This is a genomic window from Syntrophotaleaceae bacterium (assembly GCA_041390365.1).
Taxonomy (GTDB): Bacteria; Desulfobacterota; Desulfuromonadia; order Desulfuromonadales; family Syntrophotaleaceae; genus JAWKQB01.
In genome coordinates, this window is record JAWKQB010000003.1 from 487,689 (window position 1) to 504,003 (window position 16,315).

The 16,315-nt window shown below is 58.0% G+C and carries 15 protein-coding genes; 5 read left to right on the top strand and 10 right to left on the bottom strand.

Features of this window, described 5'->3' with window-relative positions; translation table 11 throughout:
- The first annotated feature begins 213 nt into the window (after positions 1–213).
- Complete coding sequence (locus R2940_14570; GenBank protein ID MEZ4601009.1) at positions 214–2,502, top strand: ATP-dependent DNA helicase; 2,289 nt, start codon at positions 214–216, stop codon at positions 2,500–2,502.
- A gap of 129 nt (positions 2,503–2,631) precedes the next feature.
- On the opposite strand, the gene R2940_14575 is transcribed toward R2940_14570, so the two are convergent.
- The 10 genes from R2940_14575 to R2940_14620 all read right to left on the bottom strand — a co-directional run bounded on the left by R2940_14575 (position 2,632) and on the right by R2940_14620 (position 11,926).
- The gene (locus R2940_14575) at positions 2,632–3,063 is read right to left on the bottom strand and encodes an ACT domain-containing protein (GenBank protein MEZ4601010.1); all 432 of its coding nucleotides are present in this window, start codon (positions 3,061–3,063) and stop codon (positions 2,632–2,634) included.
- Positions 3,064–3,090: 27 nt separating this feature from the next.
- On the bottom strand, positions 3,091–4,392 hold the full coding sequence (locus tag R2940_14580; protein ID MEZ4601011.1) for a phenylacetate--CoA ligase: 1,302 nt from the start codon (positions 4,390–4,392) through the stop codon (positions 3,091–3,093).
- A gap of 69 nt (positions 4,393–4,461) precedes the next feature.
- On the bottom strand, positions 4,462–5,040 hold the full coding sequence (locus R2940_14585; protein MEZ4601012.1) for an indolepyruvate oxidoreductase subunit beta: 579 nt from the start codon (positions 5,038–5,040) through the stop codon (positions 4,462–4,464).
- Positions 5,037–6,797, bottom strand: coding sequence for an indolepyruvate ferredoxin oxidoreductase subunit alpha (iorA, locus tag R2940_14590; GenBank protein ID MEZ4601013.1), 1,761 nt, complete (start codon positions 6,795–6,797; stop codon positions 5,037–5,039). Before iorA ends, R2940_14585 begins: the two co-directional genes overlap by 4 nt.
- 252 nt (positions 6,798–7,049) lie before the next feature.
- The gene (locus R2940_14595) at positions 7,050–7,412 is read right to left on the bottom strand and encodes a hypothetical protein (protein ID MEZ4601014.1); all 363 of its coding nucleotides are present in this window, start codon (positions 7,410–7,412) and stop codon (positions 7,050–7,052) included.
- 47 nt (positions 7,413–7,459) lie between these two features.
- Positions 7,460–8,500 carry a methylglyoxal synthase gene (locus tag R2940_14600; GenBank protein ID MEZ4601015.1) on the bottom strand — a complete coding sequence of 347 codons (1,041 nt, stop codon included), beginning with the start codon at positions 8,498–8,500 and terminating at the stop codon, positions 7,460–7,462.
- A gap of 280 nt (positions 8,501–8,780) precedes the next feature.
- Positions 8,781–9,629, bottom strand: a complete 849-nt coding sequence (locus R2940_14605) for an epoxyqueuosine reductase (GenBank protein ID MEZ4601016.1) — start codon at positions 9,627–9,629, stop codon at positions 8,781–8,783.
- A 224-nt stretch (positions 9,630–9,853) separates the two neighbouring features.
- On the bottom strand, positions 9,854–10,180 hold the full coding sequence (locus R2940_14610) for a hypothetical protein (protein MEZ4601017.1): 327 nt from the start codon (positions 10,178–10,180) through the stop codon (positions 9,854–9,856).
- A 48-nt stretch (positions 10,181–10,228) separates the two neighbouring features.
- Positions 10,229–11,431 (bottom strand): GGDEF domain-containing protein, encoded by a 1,203-nt coding sequence (locus R2940_14615; protein MEZ4601018.1) that lies wholly within the window; start codon positions 11,429–11,431, stop codon positions 10,229–10,231.
- A 297-nt stretch (positions 11,432–11,728) separates the two neighbouring features.
- On the bottom strand, positions 11,729–11,926 hold the full coding sequence (locus tag R2940_14620; protein ID MEZ4601019.1) for a hypothetical protein: 198 nt from the start codon (positions 11,924–11,926) through the stop codon (positions 11,729–11,731).
- 298 nt (positions 11,927–12,224) lie between these two features.
- On the opposite strand from R2940_14620, the gene ubiG reads away from it, so the two are divergent.
- The 4 genes from ubiG (at position 12,225) to R2940_14640 (ending at position 16,301) form a co-directional block, all read left to right on the top strand.
- Positions 12,225–13,028 carry a bifunctional 2-polyprenyl-6-hydroxyphenol methylase/3-demethylubiquinol 3-O-methyltransferase UbiG gene (gene ubiG / locus R2940_14625; protein MEZ4601020.1) on the top strand — a complete coding sequence of 268 codons (804 nt, stop codon included), beginning with the start codon at positions 12,225–12,227 and terminating at the stop codon, positions 13,026–13,028.
- A gap of 30 nt (positions 13,029–13,058) precedes the next feature.
- The gene (locus R2940_14630) at positions 13,059–13,709 is read left to right on the top strand and encodes a lactate utilization protein (protein ID MEZ4601021.1); all 651 of its coding nucleotides are present in this window, start codon (positions 13,059–13,061) and stop codon (positions 13,707–13,709) included.
- 502 nt (positions 13,710–14,211) lie between these two features.
- A complete protein-coding gene (locus tag R2940_14635) occupies positions 14,212–16,005 on the top strand; it encodes a thiamine pyrophosphate-requiring protein (GenBank protein ID MEZ4601022.1) in 1,794 nt (597 codons plus the stop codon).
- Between the two features lie 104 nt (positions 16,006–16,109).
- Positions 16,110–16,301, top strand: coding sequence for a hypothetical protein (locus R2940_14640; protein MEZ4601023.1), 192 nt, complete (start codon positions 16,110–16,112; stop codon positions 16,299–16,301).
- Positions 16,302–16,315 lie beyond the last annotated feature (14 nt).

Genomic DNA, 16,315 nt, shown 5'->3' on the forward strand with positions numbered 1-16,315 from the left:
GGACAGGACTTGTTTGTGAATGATAAGCAAAAATGAAGCCCGATGAAAAGAAAAACCAGCAATCGCTTGTCCGGACCCCTCGCCCCTGCTATCTTGCATCAGCCATCAGCCATCAGCCATCAGCCATCAGCCATCAGCCATCAGCCATCAGCCATCAGCCATCAGCCATCAGCCATCAGCCATCAGCCATCAGCCGAAATTGCATCGCAGCCAATGAGTTTACCTCTACCACAGAAATACCAGATAGCGGTCCGCGCCTTGTGTGAATTCACAGCCAAGGCCGGCGACCTTGATCTGCGTTTTACCCCCTCGCCTTCGGCTCAGGAAGGGATCATTGGACATAAAGTGGTGGCTGCGCGGCGGAGCGAGGACTACAGGAGGGAGCTGCCGCTGAGTGGAGAGTACAAGGGGCTGCTGGTCCGGGGGCGGGCCGACGGCTACGATCCCGCAGCGAACCGGCTGGAAGAGATAAAGACCTATCGGGGCGATCTGAGCCTCCTGCCGGAGAACCACCGCCGGCTGCACTGGGCGCAGGCCAAGATCTACGGCTGGCTGCTCTGCCAGTCCTCAGGTCTGTTTGAAGTCAACCTGGCGCTGATCTATTTCGACATCGCCAGCCAGCGGGAAACCAGGCTCAGCGAAAAGTACCAGGCAGAAGATCTGCGTCGGTTCTTCGAGGAGCAGTGCGAGGGTTTTCTTGACTGGGCCGAGCGGGAGCAGGCCCACCGCCTGCAGCGGGACACGGCCTTGGGGGCGCTGCGCTTCCCCTATCCGTCCTTCCGCACCGGTCAGCGTCCGCTGGCGGAAGCGGTTTTCCGGACAGTCGTCGCCGGCCGCTGCCTGCTGGCGGAAGCTCCCACCGGGATCGGCAAGACCATCGGCACCCTGTTTCCGATGCTCGAGGCGATGCCGGAGCACCGGCTGGACAAGATTTTCTACCTTGCGGCCAAAACCCCCGGCCGCCAACTGGCCCTGGATGCGGCGCAGCTGATCCGGGAAAGCGCGCCCGATTTGAACTTGAGGGTTCTGGAACTTGTTGCCCGGGACAAGGCCTGCGAACACCCGGATCTCGCCTGCCACGGTGAATCCTGCCCCCTGGCCCACGGTTTCTACGATCGGCTGCCCGATGCGCGCCTGGCCGCCCTGGAGGAAGGCCGCCTCGACCGGGTTAGGCTGCGGGCCGTGGCGCTGGAGCACGCTCTCTGCCCCTATTACCTGGCCCAGGAGCTTGCACGCTGGTCCGACGTCATCGTCGGAGACTACAACTACTACTTCGACCTTACCGCTATGCTTTATACCCTGGCCTCGGTGAATCAGTGGCGGATCGGCCTGCTGGTCGACGAAGCTCACAACCTGGTGGAGCGGGCCCGCAGAATATATACCGCCGAGCTGGACCAGGCGACCCTTCGGACGGTGAGACGATCGTCTCCCCCCGAACTCAAGAAAACTCTGGATCGGATCCAGCGCTGCTGGAACGAGGCGTACAAGGAGCAGCAGGAGGAGTACCGGGTTTACGAAACGACTCCCGCAAAGCTGCTGGGCGCGCTGCAGAAATTTATCGCTGCCATAACTGACTATCTTGACCAGAATGCCTTCGATCTCGACAGCGGGCTGCGGGATTTCTACTTTGACGCGATGCATTTCTGCCGTATGGCCGAGCTGCTGGACGCGCATTCCCTTTTCGACATCCGGGTATCGCCCGGCGGCGGACAACGCCGGAACGGGACCCTCTGCATCCGCAACCTGGTTCCCGCCCCCTTCCTGGCCTCCCGTTTCGAGTTCGCCCACGGGACCGTCCTTTTTTCCGCAACCTTGCGGCCGGGTCACTACTTCCGCGATCTGCTCGGACTGCCCGCCGATACCGCCCGCATCGACGTTGAATCGCCCTTCACCGCCGACCAGCTGTCGGTGAATATCGTCGACCGGATTTCGACCCGTTTCCGGGATCGCGACGCCTCTCTGGCACCGATCGTCGATCTGATGGCCCAACAGTTCGACGCCCAGCCCGGTAACTACCTGGCCTTCTTCAGCAGTTTCGAGTATCTGGCCCAGGTGGCGGATCTGCTCGAAGCCCGTCATCCCGGCATCCCGGCCTGGCGGCAGGCACGCTTCATGGTGGAGAAAGAACGGGAGGATTTCCTCGCCCGCTTTACCCCTGAAAGCCGGGGCATCGGATTCGCCGTGCTGGGAGGCGCCTTCGGCGAAGGGATTGACCTGCCCGGCGAGCGCCTGATCGGGGCTTTCATCGCCACGCTTGGGCTGCCGCAGGTGAATCCGGTCAACGAGCAGATCCGGGGGCGGATGGGAAAGCTGTTCGGCGCCGGTTATGATTACGCCTATCTCTATCCCGGTCTGCAAAAGGTGGTGCAGGCCGCCGGCCGGGTGATACGAAACCAGCAGGACCAGGGGGTGATTTTTTTAATCGATGACCGCTTTGCCCGTCCGGAAGTATTTCGGTTATTTCCGATTTGGTGGAACGTGGAACCTTCAGCAGGCTGCTGAAAAGAAGACTGCGAAGTACCGGGCGGAGCTCCGGTTGATTGGTTCCTGCGCAGGATGCTGCCAGCAGAAATTCAGAACCTCATGACAGAACAAGCAGGCGTGGTTTGAAATGGCGCTTAACGGTAAGGGCTAAAGGGCATAGACCGCCTGAGCCGGTAGAACTTTGATCCCCCGTTCCAACAGAGCGGCGACGGCCTGGGCCGTGTCGTCGAAGCGGAAGATGATGACAGCATTGTCCCCGCAGCGCTCGACAAAGGCATAGAGATATTCGACGACGATCTGCGCCTCGTCCAACTGCTGCAGGATATGGGCGAGTCCAAGCGGCCGGTCGGGGACCTGGACGGCGACGACTTCGGTCTTTTCGACGGTGAAACCTTCCTTGTTCAGCACGTCCTTGGCGAGATCGGTCTGGTCGACGATCAGGCGCAGAATACCGAAATCCGAGGTGTCGGCAAGGGACAGGGCACGGATGTTGACACCGGCGCCGCCCAGCACCGAAGTCGCCTGGGCCAGCCGGCCGGGCCGGTTTTCGATGAAAATGGAAATCTGCTGCACAGTCATCTGCCCTCTCCTTTCACAAAGCAAATCCTACCGGGGGCGCCGGTCGATAACCCTCTTGGCCTTGCCTTCGCTGCGGGTGATGCTCTTCGGTTCCACCAGTCGCACCTTGCAGGTGATGTTGAGCAGGTCCTTGATCTCCTTGCGGATGCGATCGCTGAGCCCCTGCATCACCTTCACCTCGTCGGAGAAGATGTGCTCGGTCACTTCCACCTGCACCTCAAGGGTATCCAGATTCTCTTCCCGGTCAACCACCAGCTGATAATGGGGCTCCACCCCTTCGACCTGCATCAGGATGCTTTCGATCTGCGAGGGGAAGACGTTGACCCCGCGAATGATCAGCATATCATCGCTGCGGCCGCTCATGCGCTGCAGGCGGCGGTGGGTCCGGCCGCAGATGCAGGGCGCGCTGATCAGGCGGGTGATGTCCCGGGTCCGGTAGCGGATCATGGGAATCCCTTCCTTGGTGATGGTGGTGATCACCAGTTCGCCCTCATCCCCGTCCGGCAAGACCTGTCCCGTTTCGGGATCGATGATTTCGGCGATGAAATGGTCCTCCCAGATATGCAGCCCTTTTTGAGCCTCGATGCATTCGATGGCCACGCCGGGCCCGAGAATCTCGGACAGGCCGTAGATGTCGATGGCTTTGATGTTGAGTTTCCGCTCAATCTCCTGGCGGATCGATTCGCTCCAGGGTTCGGCGCCGAGGATGCCGACCCGCAGGGAGAAGGTGCGGATGTCGAGGCCCTCCTCGGCCGCCGCTTCCGCCAGGTAGAGACTGTAGGAGGGGGTGCAGGTGATGACGGTGGAGCCGAAGTCCTGCATGATCATGATCTGTTTCTTGGTATTCCCCCCGGACATGGGGATAACCGCCGCACCGAGTTTCTCGGCCCCGTAATGGGCGCCGAGACCGCCGGTGAACAGGCCGTAGCCGTAGGCGTTGTGGATGACATCCCCCCGGCCGACTCCGGCGGCGGTGAAGGAGCGAGCCATCAGCTCCGCCCACATGTCGATGTCCCGGCGGGTGTAGCCGACGACGGTCGGTTTTCCGGTGGTGCCGGAGGAGGCGTGCAGGCGAACGATCTGCTCCAGCGGCACGGCGAAGAGGCCGTAGGGGTAGTTGTCCCGCATGTCCTGTTTGAGGGTGAAGGGAAGACGCTGCAGGTCGGACAGGGTTTTCACCTGTTCCGGCTTGACCCCGGCGCGGTCGAAGGCGCCCCGATAGAAGGGGACCGTGGCGTAGACCCGCTCCAGGGTGTTCTGCAGGCGCTTGAGCTGCAGAGAGGCCAGGGCTTCGCGAGGCAGGGTTTCGAATTCGTCATTCCAGATCATGGCGGTTTTCCGTCGCGGACCGGAGCTGGGCCGAAGGAAGGCGGTCCGGCCCCGGTCCGCTGTTCGAGGTCACAGATTGCGCCCCAGGTGAAAGGCGGTGACGTTTTCTTCGAGGTACTTGGCCGGCACCATTTTCTGCAGGGTCTCCACCCAGCAGCTCTGCTCCACGGGAACCCGTCGTGAGAGGGCACCGAGGAGGACGGTGTTGACTGTCCGCTGGTTGCCCGCTTTCATCGCCAGGCCGAGCCCGTCGACCAGCAGGCTGTCGGGAAAGGCAGCCTTGATCTTGCCCGGGATATTGTCCGGATAGGTCTCCTTGCCGAGGGTGACCGGCGGCGGAAAGATCTGCAGGTTGTTGGCCATGACGCAACCGCCCTCCCGCACCAGCGGCAGGTACCGGTAGGTTTCCAGCAGTTCGAAGCCGAGCAGGACATCGGCCTGCCCCTCGGGAATAATGGAACTGTAGACCTTCTGGCCGTAGCGGATATGGGAGACCACGCTGCCACCGCGCTGGGACATGCCGTGGATCTCGTTTTTCTTGACGTCGTGTCCGGCCAGCATCAGCACTTCGGACAGGATTTCGCTGGCGAGCAGGATGCCCTGGCCGCCGACCCCGGAAATAAGAATGTTTGTGACCTGATTGCTCATTCGATATCCCTCACGGCGTCGAAGCGGCAGACCTGTCTGCAGAGACCGCAGCCGACGCAGAACAGTCGATTGACATGGGCGACCTCTTTTCCGTCTTCGAGGGTGCGCCATTCGATGGCCGGACAGCCCAGCTTTAGACAGGCCCGGCAGCCGCTGCAGAGGTTGCTGTCGATCATCACAGCCGGCTTGCGGAGCGCCGGATCCCGCTTGACCAGCATGCAGGGGCGCCGGGCGATGACCACCGAAACTTCGGGGCGTTCCATCTCCTCCTTGAGGACCTGATAGGTATGGGCGACCTCATAGGGGTCGACCACCCGCACATGCTTCACCCCCAAAGCTTGGCAGATCTGCTCCAGATCCACCTGGTAGCTGTCCGCTCCCATCAGCGTGTAGCCGGACCCCGGGTTTTCCTGGCGGCCGGTCATGGCGGTTGTGCGGTTGTCGAGGATGACCACCGTGGCGGTGGACTTGTTGTAGACCATGTCCATCAGACCGTTGATACCGGTGTGCAGGAAGGTCGAGTCGCCGATGACCCCCACCACCTTGCGCTGGTCCTCGGGAGACAAAACCTTGCTCAAACCCGTGGCATTGCCGATGCTGGCACCCATACAGATGCAGGTGTCCATGGCCGCGAAAGGTTCCATGAAACCGAGGGTGTAGCAGCCGATATCGCCGGTGACGAAGGCCTTCAGGCGATTCAGCGAGTGAAAGACGCTGCGGTGGGGGCAGCCGGGGCACATGCTCGGCGGCCGGTTCGGCAACGTCTCGTTGTGGGTGAAATAGGGCTCGTCCTGCTTTCCGGTCAGGCTCTCGGCCACCCGGCCCGGAGTCAGCTCGCCGCAGATGGAGAAAACGTCCTTGCCCCGGACGTCGATGCCCATGGCCTTGACCTGTTCTTCGATGAAGGGGTCGAGCTCCTCGATGACGTAGAGGGTTTCGTAGTTGGCGGCAAATTCACGGATCAGCTTTTTGGGCAGAGGATAGACCAGGCCCAGTTTGAGGATGTCCGCGTCCGGCAGCGCTTCCCGGGCATATTGATAGGAAACGCCGGCAGTGATCACGCCGACCTTGCCCCCCACCTTTTCCACCCGGTTGAAGTCCTGCCCGCAGGCCCACTCCTCCATCTTCCGCAGACGTTCCTCGACCAGGGGGTGGCGTTTGCGGGCATTGCTCGGGAGCATCACGTATTTGGAGGGATTCTTTTCGAGACCGGGGGCGGGCAACCCGTCCACCGGATCCCGCAGCGTCACCACCGATTTAGAATGGGAGATGCGGGTCGTGGTGCGCAGCATCACCGGGGTGTCGAACTGTTCGCTGGCTTCCAGGGCCAGCCGGGTGAAGGTCAGGGCCTCCTGGCTGTCCGCCGGCTCGAACATCGGAATCTTGGCGAACTTGGCGTAGTTGCGGCTGTCCTGTTCATTCTGAGAGGAATGGAGCTCGGGATCGTCGGCCACGGCCAGCACCAGTCCTCCCTTGACTCCCGAGTAGGACAGGGTGAAGAGCGGATCGGCGGCCACATTGACCCCGACGTGCTTCATCGCCACCAGTGCCCGCGCCCCGCCGAAGGAGGCGCCGATGCCGACTTCCAGGGCAACCTTTTCGTTCGGTGCCCAGGAAGAGTCGATGGTCGGATATTGAACCATGTTTTCAAGGATTTCGGTGCTGGGAGTGCCGGGATAGGCGGAGGCGACCTTGACCCCGGCCTCGTAGGCTCCGCGGGCGATCGCCTCGTTGCCTGATAAGATGGCGCGTTCCATAAAACATCATTCCTTGTAGAAGTGCGGGTAAAAAATTCGGCAGCGGCCTGAAAAAATCGAACCATGAATATAGAAAATCACCCCCGGAAAGTCAATTAATCCGTGAATCATGGAACCGTTTTGGAAATACCGTTTGAAGATTTCACAGGATTTTCGGGAGAGTAAAAAGCGGCGGAAATAGAGGGAGAAGATCCGGTCTTTGCCGGGCATCGGGTCTGCCCGCCGAGATGGGGGCAGACCCGAGGTTGGTCGTTACTGACGGAAACCGAATTCGAGGGTATAAAACTGCGGATTCAATGCCGCCAGCGGCTCCTTCAGTTTCTCGATCTGCTCGGCCGGCCCGTGAATTTCCAGGCGGGTGATCTCGGCCAGTTTCAACGCTTCCTGCAGCAACGGGCCGACATTGGCGAGATGGGCCAGCAGCCCTTCGGCATCCGCATAACCTTCCCGGCAGTGCGCCTGGTCCCCGTCAAAAGTAAAACCGTAATACAGGCATTTGGGTTCCTGGCTCGAACTTTCGACAAATCTGGCGCAGAGCTCCTTGAAGCTCTGCAGGTTTTCCGACGGCACCCTGAAGTAGGGGGCGATGGAACAGCAGCTATCCCGATTGTTCATCCTGTTCTCCTTTCGATTGTGGTTGATGGCACGGCTTGTTGACCAGGCTAAAGATAGAGGGTGAGGGCATCTTTTCCCCGAACCACCCGGGACATGAATTCCCGGGCGTGCATTTCGTTGGTGATCATGACCACCTGATCCTTGAACATGCATGACTGAAAAACCACTCTCACATCCTCGATATGGGGATGAGGATTGAGGGGATCGACGAAAAAGATGACCACGTGGCACTGGTCGTAGAGGATCGCCGTGGCAATCTCGATATCGCCGCCTTTAGGTCCGGAATGGTAGCGAACCATCTTCTTTTCGATTTTGCGCGAAGTGGCCGCCGCCACTTCCCTGCCGGTCGTCCCGGTGGCGAGAATGCGTCCGAATTTGTTCAGCTCGGACTCATGGTCGATGGCGAAATCGATCATTCTCGGTTTCATTTCATAATGGGCGATGAGGGCGACGGTCATCTCCGAAAAGGGTATGGGCCTCCCCTTCAGGGCGTTTACTGACGGTTCGCCCTCGTGACGAACCTCCGGTTTTTTATGGGGGAAAGGCAGCCCCTTCGATTCATCCTCTTCAAGGCCAAGCCAGAGGGTCGGCGGACAGGGCTGCAGATTGCGTCCCGCATCGGCCTCGGCTTCATGGTCGAACCAGGTCAGAACCGACCCCCGGTTCATCAGCCGCTTGACGTGACAGTGATCGGACAGGCGCAGAAACGCCAGGATGTCCGGGCGCAGCCAGGGGGTGTCGAAGGGGTCGAAGAAAGGCCAGGCAATACTGCACTTGCGGTAGCTGATCAGGTTGGAAAGGACGATAACCCCTCCTTCATTGCCTCCGGGAAGGGCCGTGACACCGCAATCGTCGTAAAGCCAGTCGGATACCTTGGAATCGAGAGGGGGCAAACCGTTGGCTTCATATCCATAGAACAGCCGGTCATGAGCCCGGCCGGAGAATAGAAAGTGGTATTTTTCCAAAGTGGCGCGGTTTGAATGCCGGTAGAAGTGATGAAAAATCGAGGCAAGAGAGGCGTGGATCTTGGGATTGTCGTTGTTGCCGAGAACACCGATGAAGGTTTTTTGCGCTTCGCCATTTTCCATGTTCCGGTGCTCCTGACGGCAGCGAAGTGTAACAAACCGAGGCATCAAAAAAAACCGCATCGATTCTGTAAAGGCAGATTCAATGCGGGTTTCGTTGCGTCTGCCTGTGGCAGAGGACGAAGGGGGCGCTATCTAATTCAAAACCTATTATTGTTAAAGGTTTTCAGGATATCTGATAAGTAGTGATGTCATAGAGAGAACAGTTTGTCAAGGGAGGCCTTTCCAGTTTTTAATCTTTTTAGCGTCGCAGGCAAGCAGAAGGGTTTTATTCCTGCGGAAGTCAAATTCCCTGATTTGTATGCGTGGTCGGTACCCGCGCCTCGCAGGGTACCCCCGTCTGGCACAGCCCGCACCCCGTCTCCATGACTCCGTAGAGCGGACCGGCGGTCTGCCGCAATTCTCCGTAGACGTAGGCCTGGCACTTTTCCTTGTCGTGGCCTTCCAACGAAATGGCGCCTGCCGGGCAGCGGTGCACACAGAGCCCGCAGCTGCCGTTTCGGTGGTACAGGCAGTTGCTCCAGGGATCGGCGCAGGTTCTCGGGCTGGCTGTTATTTCCAGATCGGTGACCACGCTGCCGCAGCGGTGAGCGATGCCGCGGTCGGTAATGAAACCGTCGTTGAGACTGAAGGTGCCTAGGCCGGCCGCGTAGGCGGCGTGTCGTTCCGACCAGGTCGAGGCCATGCCGATGCGGGGGTCCTTGACCGGGCGCCACAGGCCGGTCAGCAGGGGAGAGGCGACTATCGCGCCGATGGAGTGGATGAGGTTGGTCACGTAAATCCGCAGCAGATTGTTGAAGCGTTCCCCGTGGGACCGTGTCATGGCCCACTCCCGGGAGGGCATCTTCTTCTCCTGCCGATTGCTGCGGCGGGTCGCTTCAGAGATCGGCAGCACCCAGCAAATGACCGTTTTCGCCTCCTCTTCCCGACAACCGCTGGCGTTGTGCAATACTTCGCCCGGTGTCAGATGAAAATCCCCGATGATTTTCTTGAATTCGGAAAAGAGAGGATCCTCCGCGGCGGCATAACCGACCAGCGGTTCATCAAAGTACGGTCGGTTGCTGCCGGCAAAACGATTGTCCGGACTGGCCCGAACAAAGCTGCGAATTTCTTCCCTGATCACCTGGTCCATCGATCTTCCCTTTTTTTGCAGAGAATTTTGAGAAGTGATTATACTCCGAGTAGGCTCGGGAGCAAAGGTTGCCGGCACCTTCCCTGAAAAAAGGCTCCTGGAAAAAAAGAAAAACCGCCAGGGGTAAGGGCCCTGGCGGTTTTTTCATGAGTCAGCCCGGGCTGGCTTCCTGGCCGGTGCAGACGTCTTTCAGCCGTAAAAAAAGCAGATAACAAGCCTTTTCTTCAGGGCTTGCAGTTGCGGTAAGTTTCCCGGCAGCTCTCCATGGCGGCTTCATTGTCCTTGGCCTCTTTGATGCAATCCATAAAGGCCTCGGCGCAAATGGTGGTCTTGTCCTGACGCTCCTGGCATCGCCGGTGAGCTTTGGCGCAGCGGTCCAGGCACTCCTGGTAGGCGTTGGCATTTCGGGATTCCTCTGCCAACTGGTCACACCCTCTTTCGCATTGGGACAGTTGTTCGTCACAATGATAATCCGGCATATGGCCGGCAAAGGTGTTTACCGCCAAAAATCCGACAGCGGCCAGGGACAAGAAAAAAAGTACACGCTTCATGATAATTCCTCCTTGAATAATTGATGGAAAAGTGTCTTGACGATAGCCTCATTCAGGCTCGTCCTGCCTGGGGGCTTCCCAGAAGCGGAGCTGGTTGCGACCTGCATTTTTAGCCTGGTAAAGAACCTGGTCGGCTCTCTCTATCAGATTCAGGGGATCGACCTGCTCCTCACCATTCAGCGCGGCGATTCCCAGGCTTGCTGAAAGATAGACGGTCCCCCTTTCGGTGACGAATTGGGACTGCTCGATATTGTGAAGCAGTCTGATTCCCAGCTGCCGCGCCGAGGCGCGGTCGGTTTCAGGCAGAAGAATGGCGAATTCCTCCCCTCCGTAGCGGCAGGCCAGATCGGAACTTCGAATGGTTCTCATGATGATCTCCGCCACCTTCTGCAGCACCATGTCCCCAGCCGCATGGCCGAAGGTATCGTTGATCTTCTTGAAATGATCCAGGTCCATCAGCATGACGGCAAGGGGGTGCTGGTAGCGGGCCTTCCGCTTCATTTCCTTTTCGGCGATTGTAAAGAAGTGGCGTCGGTTCGAAAGAGCGGTCAATGGATCCTGAAGGCTGAGTTTTTCCACCCGGGCCCTTTCCCGTTCGACATCCTCCAGGGCTTTTTTCAGCTGCTGGGCCTGCTGCTCGATAAATTGCCGTTGCAGATAGTCCGCGCGTTTGGACTGATCCATGTTATAGCAGGCGAACATCCCGGCGATATTGAAGAAAAAGAAGATGAAACTGTTGTTGAAGAGGAAGTATGCGGGCGTCGAGCTGAAAAGGGCGGCGGCAATCACATAAAGGACGAAGGTACCCCAAGCCAGGATGTTGGACAAAATGTGGTCGGGGATCAGCTCGTAGTAAAAAAGCACACACAGGAACAAGCCGGCATAGTAGAGGTAGTTGCCGGGCTCGGAAGCGATGGAAATCATCACGATGAGACCCAGGCTGGCTGTCATCGCCACCAGGAAAATGATATAAGGCTGGAACTTTCTGTAAAGGTTTGTAAAGGTTATGAAATAACAGGAAACAAGCACGGGGCAGACGACGGCATACCGGATAAGCCAGCAAATTTCTTTTTTCTCCGGCAGTATAAACCAATCGAGAATGCCGAAAATGGCATAGAGGAAGGTTCCTGCCAGCAGTGCTGAACGGTGATGGAGGAGGTCTTTGTTGAAATAATCCTTCCTGAAGTTTTCTTCGAGCTCCTTGTCAAAGAACTTCAGAGTCAGAATATTGTACGGCCTGTCAAGATTCAAGCTAGTCGTCTCCACGTAAAGCTTCGATCAATAGCCCCAAATTTTGCGGTGACCATGCGGGAAAGAAGAAATTTTATCGCCACCCATATAAAAAATATTTAATTCGAAAAGGCATATTTTGTAAGGTATGCAAGAGGTGGGCCAGATGAGATTTTGGCTGTTTCAGCTCAGAAACTACGCATTCTCGCGCCGATCAGGAATAAGAAAACCCCGACCGTGGATGACGCGGCCAGGGCTTTCTTTGTAAACTTCTGTTCTAATTGATTTCGAGTGAGTTATTGTGGCGAAGCGATTCGGCTAGTGAAAAGAGCCCCGAACCTTGTCGCATTCGTGGTAGTCCCAGACTTTTTCCTTACCCTCCCGGGTTTTTACCAGGATATGCTCGCGGGTACAACTCTCAACCCGTCCCTCTTCCCCGCTGGAGATATTTCGAACAAAGGCTTCCTTACCAGTAGCCATGATTTCGCAGATATCGATATAGTTTTCTCGATTCATTGTTCACTCCTTTCTTCATCCTGAAGGGCCATTATAACATTTTTCGGTTGCTCGGGCATCCTCTGCCCAAGACTCTGCCCAGTCCAAGATTGAAAACCTGCCCAACAGGGAGAATTTTGTCATGAAACTTGACAAAGTGAAGAATTTAGGGCAATTCTTCAAACTGTTGAAGGCGCCTCTTTCGTCCTCTGCCTCTGGCAGACTCAACGAAACCCGCTCCAATTCCCATGAATCAATCAGGGGTAGGAGCGGGTTTTTTTCGTCTCTTGAGACTCCAATCACCAAAGGAACGAAAAACATGAAAACAACCGCGGCAGCCATAGACAACGACATCTATGATCAGTATCCGGAACGTTGGTGGAGCGCCACCGGATTTGCCTCACTCCTGGAACATGTTTCAAATCCCTGGCGCTTTCCGTACTTTCAGCGAATATTGCATCATGAAGGCAGGAAAGGGTTTTGCGGAAAACGCCTGCTGGATGTGGGGTGCGGCGGCGGAGTGCTCACCGAAGAATTCGCTGCCATTGGACTGACGGTGACAGGCCTCGATCCCTCTGAAAAATCGATCCAGGCAGCCAGGGCCCATGCCAGGGAAAACGGTTTGGCGATCGAATACCGGCACGGGTCGGGCGACCGGCTCCCCTTCGACACCGGGTCCTTCGATCTGGTGAGTTGTTGCGATGTGCTGGAGCATATCCAGAATTGGGACCACGTGGTTGCCGAGGTGGCCCGAGTGCTCAAACCGGGAGGTCTTTTTTTCTACGACACCATTAACCGGACCCCGATCAGCAAACTGGTTTTCATCAAGTTGGCCCAGGAGTGGAAATATACCCGTTTTCTGCCCCCGAACCTGCATGTCTGGGATATGTTCATCCGGCCGGAGGAACTCACTTCCGCAATGAATCGGCATGGCCTGCTCAACATGGACATCAGAGGCACCAATCCCCCCAAAAACCCTTTCAGAATGCTCTGGGCCATGCGGGGACTCAACCGCGGCAGGATATCGGCCGCGGAATTCGGCAGACGTGTCGGCGGGTCGGTTGAAGGACCGGATATCAATGTGAATTACATGGGTTACGCGATCAGGAAATCGAACGGATAGGTTCAGCAGGGGGACCCCGGGGAGAGGGAAATGGACCAGAACCAGAAAACATGGAACGAAAAAGCCGCTGCGGTCATTATCGATAACCTGAAGAAGCGCCACATGGAGGGGAGCTACGCCCCCGATGCCGCTCAAGCCAGAGAGGAAGTGCTGGCGATGATCCCGGAAGGGGCAGTGGTTTACCGCTGCGCCTCGATGACAACTGCGGGGATCGGTCTTTGGGACAGGATGGCCGAAATGCCCGGAGTGCAGATCATCGATCATTACCGGCCAGGTCTCTCTCCGGAAGAATCGATGAATCTGAGGCGTCAGGGATTGCTGGCCGACGTCATGATCGCCAGCGCCAACGCCATTACCCTGGATGGCGTTCTGGTCAACCTCGACGCCGTCGGCAATCGGGTCGCCGCCATGACCTTCGGTCCGAAAAAGGTCATTTTGGTGGCGGGCATGAACAAGGTGGTGCCGGATCTGGCGACGGCCAAAACCAGGGTCAAGCATTACGCGGCCACGGTCAACACTTTACGCGCCGGCTACAAGAATCCCTGTGTCGAAACCGGCCTGTGCAGCGACTGCCGATCCCCCCAGCGAATCTGCAATGTCTGGGCTATCACCGAAGGGCAACTCGCCGTGAACGAGGGTCGGATCCACGTTAAATTGGTCGGGGAGAACCTCGGTTACTGACCTTTACTTTATGGATCCTCCTTCAGAGTGAACTTTATCCGGCTCGGTCGGGTGCAATCGAGGTCGGATAAAAGACTCCGTTCGTTTATCCACGTCGAGTTTTATCTCCACAAGTGCCCGGCAGTTCAGCGGCCCCGAAAGACCCAGAAAAATCAGCTCCTTATCGTCCCCCCTCAAGCCCCTTCTGTTTCATAACATATCGAATTATCGTAACTTTCTTTCGATTGTTCATTGCATTTGACCTTGCGGATGATATCTCTTCAAACATTGATGTTTTCGTAAAAGTTCACCAACTGCTGCTTGCTGCAATTGCTCTCAAGCCGCGGCGTACCTTCCCCGCCCCCGGGCGACAAAGCAAAACATTGCCCCATCCTGGTAATGCACCAGGTTTCAGTTTGGGCGAATCGTTTCGCTGCCGCTTCAGTGACAACGAAAAGAACTCCTCCGGAAAGTGCATAACCTGAACAAACGGAACACACCGCTCTTGAAAAAGGAGGATACCATGGCCATGAACGTCAGCGATTTTGTCATCCAGCGTCTTTACGCCTGGGGCGTACGCCGCATATATGGATATCCGGGAGATGGCATCAACGGTCTGATGGGGGCTCTGAACCGGGCCGAGAACAGAATCCGCTTCATCCAGACCCGGCATGAGGAGATGGCCGCCTTCATGGCCTGCGCCCATGCCAAGTTCGGCGGGGAGGTGGGCGTCTGCATGGCCACGTCCGGTCCAGGGGCGGTGCATCTGCTCAATGGATTGTACGATGCCAAGATGGACCACCAGCCGGTGGTGGCCATCCTTGGCCAGCAGGCCACCACAGCTATCGGCTCTGATTACCAGCAGGAGATCGATCTGATCTCCCTGTTCAAGGATGTCGCCCATCAGTATGTGCACATGGCGGCGGTACCCGGCCAGGTCCGCACCATCATCGATCGGGCTCTGCGCATCGCCAAGGCCGAACGCACCGTGACTTGCGTGATCATCCCCAACGACGTTCAGGAAAAGCCGGCGGTGGAGTCGCCCCCGCGCAAGCACGGCACCGTTTTTACCGGTATCGGCTTTTCCGAAGGGGCCATCGTGCCCCGCGAGAAGGATCTCCAGCGCGCCGCCGCGGTGCTCAATGCCGGCAGCAAGGTCGCCATGCTGGTCGGCGCCGGTGCCCTGGATGCGACCGACGAAGTGCTGGAGACGGCGGATGTGCTCGGTGCGGGCATTGCCAAGGCGCTGCTTGGAAAAGCGGTGGTCGCGGATGATCTGCCCCACTGCACCGGGTCCATCGGCCTGCTGGGCACCAAACCGAGTTGGGACCTGATGATGGAGTGCGACACTCTGCTGATGATCGGCAGCGGCTTCCCCTATGCCGAATTTCTCCCGCCTGAAGGGCAGGCCCGCGGCGTTCAGATCGACATCAAGCCGCGCATGCTCAGTCTGCGCTACCCCATGGAAGTGCCCCTGCACGGTGACTCCGCCCTGACCCTGCGCGCCCTGCTGCCTCTGCTGAAACGAAAAAAAGACCGCTCCTGGCGCAAAAAGGTGGAAAAGAATGTCGATCAGTGGTGGCAGATCCTGGAGGCCCGGGCCTATCACAGAGCCGATCCGATCAATCCTCAACGGCTCGTCTGGGAGCTCTCGTCCCGCCTGCCCGATCGCGCCATTATCACCTGCGATTCCGGTTCGTCGACCAACTGGTACGCCAGGGATCTGAAGCTGCGGCCGGGCATGATGGCTTCCCTTTCCGGCTCTCTGGCGACCATGTGCCCCGGGGTGCCTTATGCCATCGCCGCAAAATTCTGCCATCCCGATCGCCCGGCCATCGCCCTGGTCGGCGACGGCTCCATGCAGATGATCGGGCTGCTGGGTTTGATCACCGTTTCCGCCCACTGGCGTGAATGGGAGGACCCGCGGCTGATCATCTGCGTGATGAACAACCGCGACCTCAACCTGGTGTCCTGGGAGCAGCGCATCATGTCGGGTGATCCGAAATTCCTGGCCTCGCAGCAGTTGCCCGATTTCCCCTATGCCCGTTTCGCCGAACTGGTCGGCCTCAACGGCATCGAACTGAAAAGCCCGGAAGAGATTGGCGGGGTCTGGGAGGAGGCGTTGAGAAGCGACCGGCCGGTCATCATCGACGCCCACACCGATCCGGATGTGGCGCCCTTGCCCCCTCACATCAGCTACGAACAGGCAAGATCCTTTCTCTCCTCCCTGGTCAAGGGGGATCCGGATGCCTCCGGCATCGTCAGGCAGTCGATGAAGGACTTGGTCGAGTCATGGCTCCCCCATGGTCGAAAGTGAGCCGGAGAAAAGAAAATGGAGGGTCGGACCCCTGGTCACCACCATGGCTTTCCCCGTCGATTGAAACGGGGGCAAAGCCATCAAGACGAAGAAAGGAGACTTTCATGTTCGGACGCGACTCTTTTAGGGATATCAAGACCCGCAAGGGACCCGTCCTGACGCTGTTGGGTGGAGCCCTCGGCGCCACGACTTATTATACTTTCCGCCGCTGGAGGAAGCGGCATGAAAGGAAGGGGCGGGAAGGTCTGGGCCAAGAGCCTTCCCGTGAACATATTCGCATGAAGCCAGGAGACTGACTCTGAACGTTTTT

What these genes read in the sequence shown, in the direction of transcription:
- R2940_14570 (MEZ4601009.1), top strand. Translation starts at nt 214, where the DNA reads ATGAGTTTACCTCTACCACAGAAATACCAGATAGCGGTCCGCGCCTTG.
- R2940_14575 (MEZ4601010.1), bottom strand. Translation starts at nt 3,063, where the DNA reads ATGACTGTGCAGCAGATTTCCATTTTCATCGAAAACCGGCCCGGCCGG.
- R2940_14580 (MEZ4601011.1), bottom strand. Translation starts at nt 4,392, where the DNA reads ATGATCTGGAATGACGAATTCGAAACCCTGCCTCGCGAAGCCCTGGCC.
- R2940_14585 (MEZ4601012.1), bottom strand. Translation starts at nt 5,040, where the DNA reads ATGAGCAATCAGGTCACAAACATTCTTATTTCCGGGGTCGGCGGCCAG.
- iorA (MEZ4601013.1), bottom strand. Translation starts at nt 6,797, where the DNA reads ATGGAACGCGCCATCTTATCAGGCAACGAGGCGATCGCCCGCGGAGCC.
- R2940_14595 (MEZ4601014.1), bottom strand. Translation starts at nt 7,412, where the DNA reads ATGAACAATCGGGATAGCTGCTGTTCCATCGCCCCCTACTTCAGGGTG.
- R2940_14600 (MEZ4601015.1), bottom strand. Translation starts at nt 8,500, where the DNA reads ATGGAAAATGGCGAAGCGCAAAAAACCTTCATCGGTGTTCTCGGCAAC.
- R2940_14605 (MEZ4601016.1), bottom strand. Translation starts at nt 9,629, where the DNA reads ATGGACCAGGTGATCAGGGAAGAAATTCGCAGCTTTGTTCGGGCCAGT.
- R2940_14610 (MEZ4601017.1), bottom strand. Translation starts at nt 10,180, where the DNA reads ATGAAGCGTGTACTTTTTTTCTTGTCCCTGGCCGCTGTCGGATTTTTG.
- R2940_14620 (MEZ4601019.1), bottom strand. Translation starts at nt 11,926, where the DNA reads ATGAATCGAGAAAACTATATCGATATCTGCGAAATCATGGCTACTGGT.
- ubiG (MEZ4601020.1), top strand. Translation starts at nt 12,225, where the DNA reads ATGAAAACAACCGCGGCAGCCATAGACAACGACATCTATGATCAGTAT.
- R2940_14630 (MEZ4601021.1), top strand. Translation starts at nt 13,059, where the DNA reads ATGGACCAGAACCAGAAAACATGGAACGAAAAAGCCGCTGCGGTCATT.
- R2940_14635 (MEZ4601022.1), top strand. Translation starts at nt 14,212, where the DNA reads ATGGCCATGAACGTCAGCGATTTTGTCATCCAGCGTCTTTACGCCTGG.
- R2940_14640 (MEZ4601023.1), top strand. Translation starts at nt 16,110, where the DNA reads ATGTTCGGACGCGACTCTTTTAGGGATATCAAGACCCGCAAGGGACCC.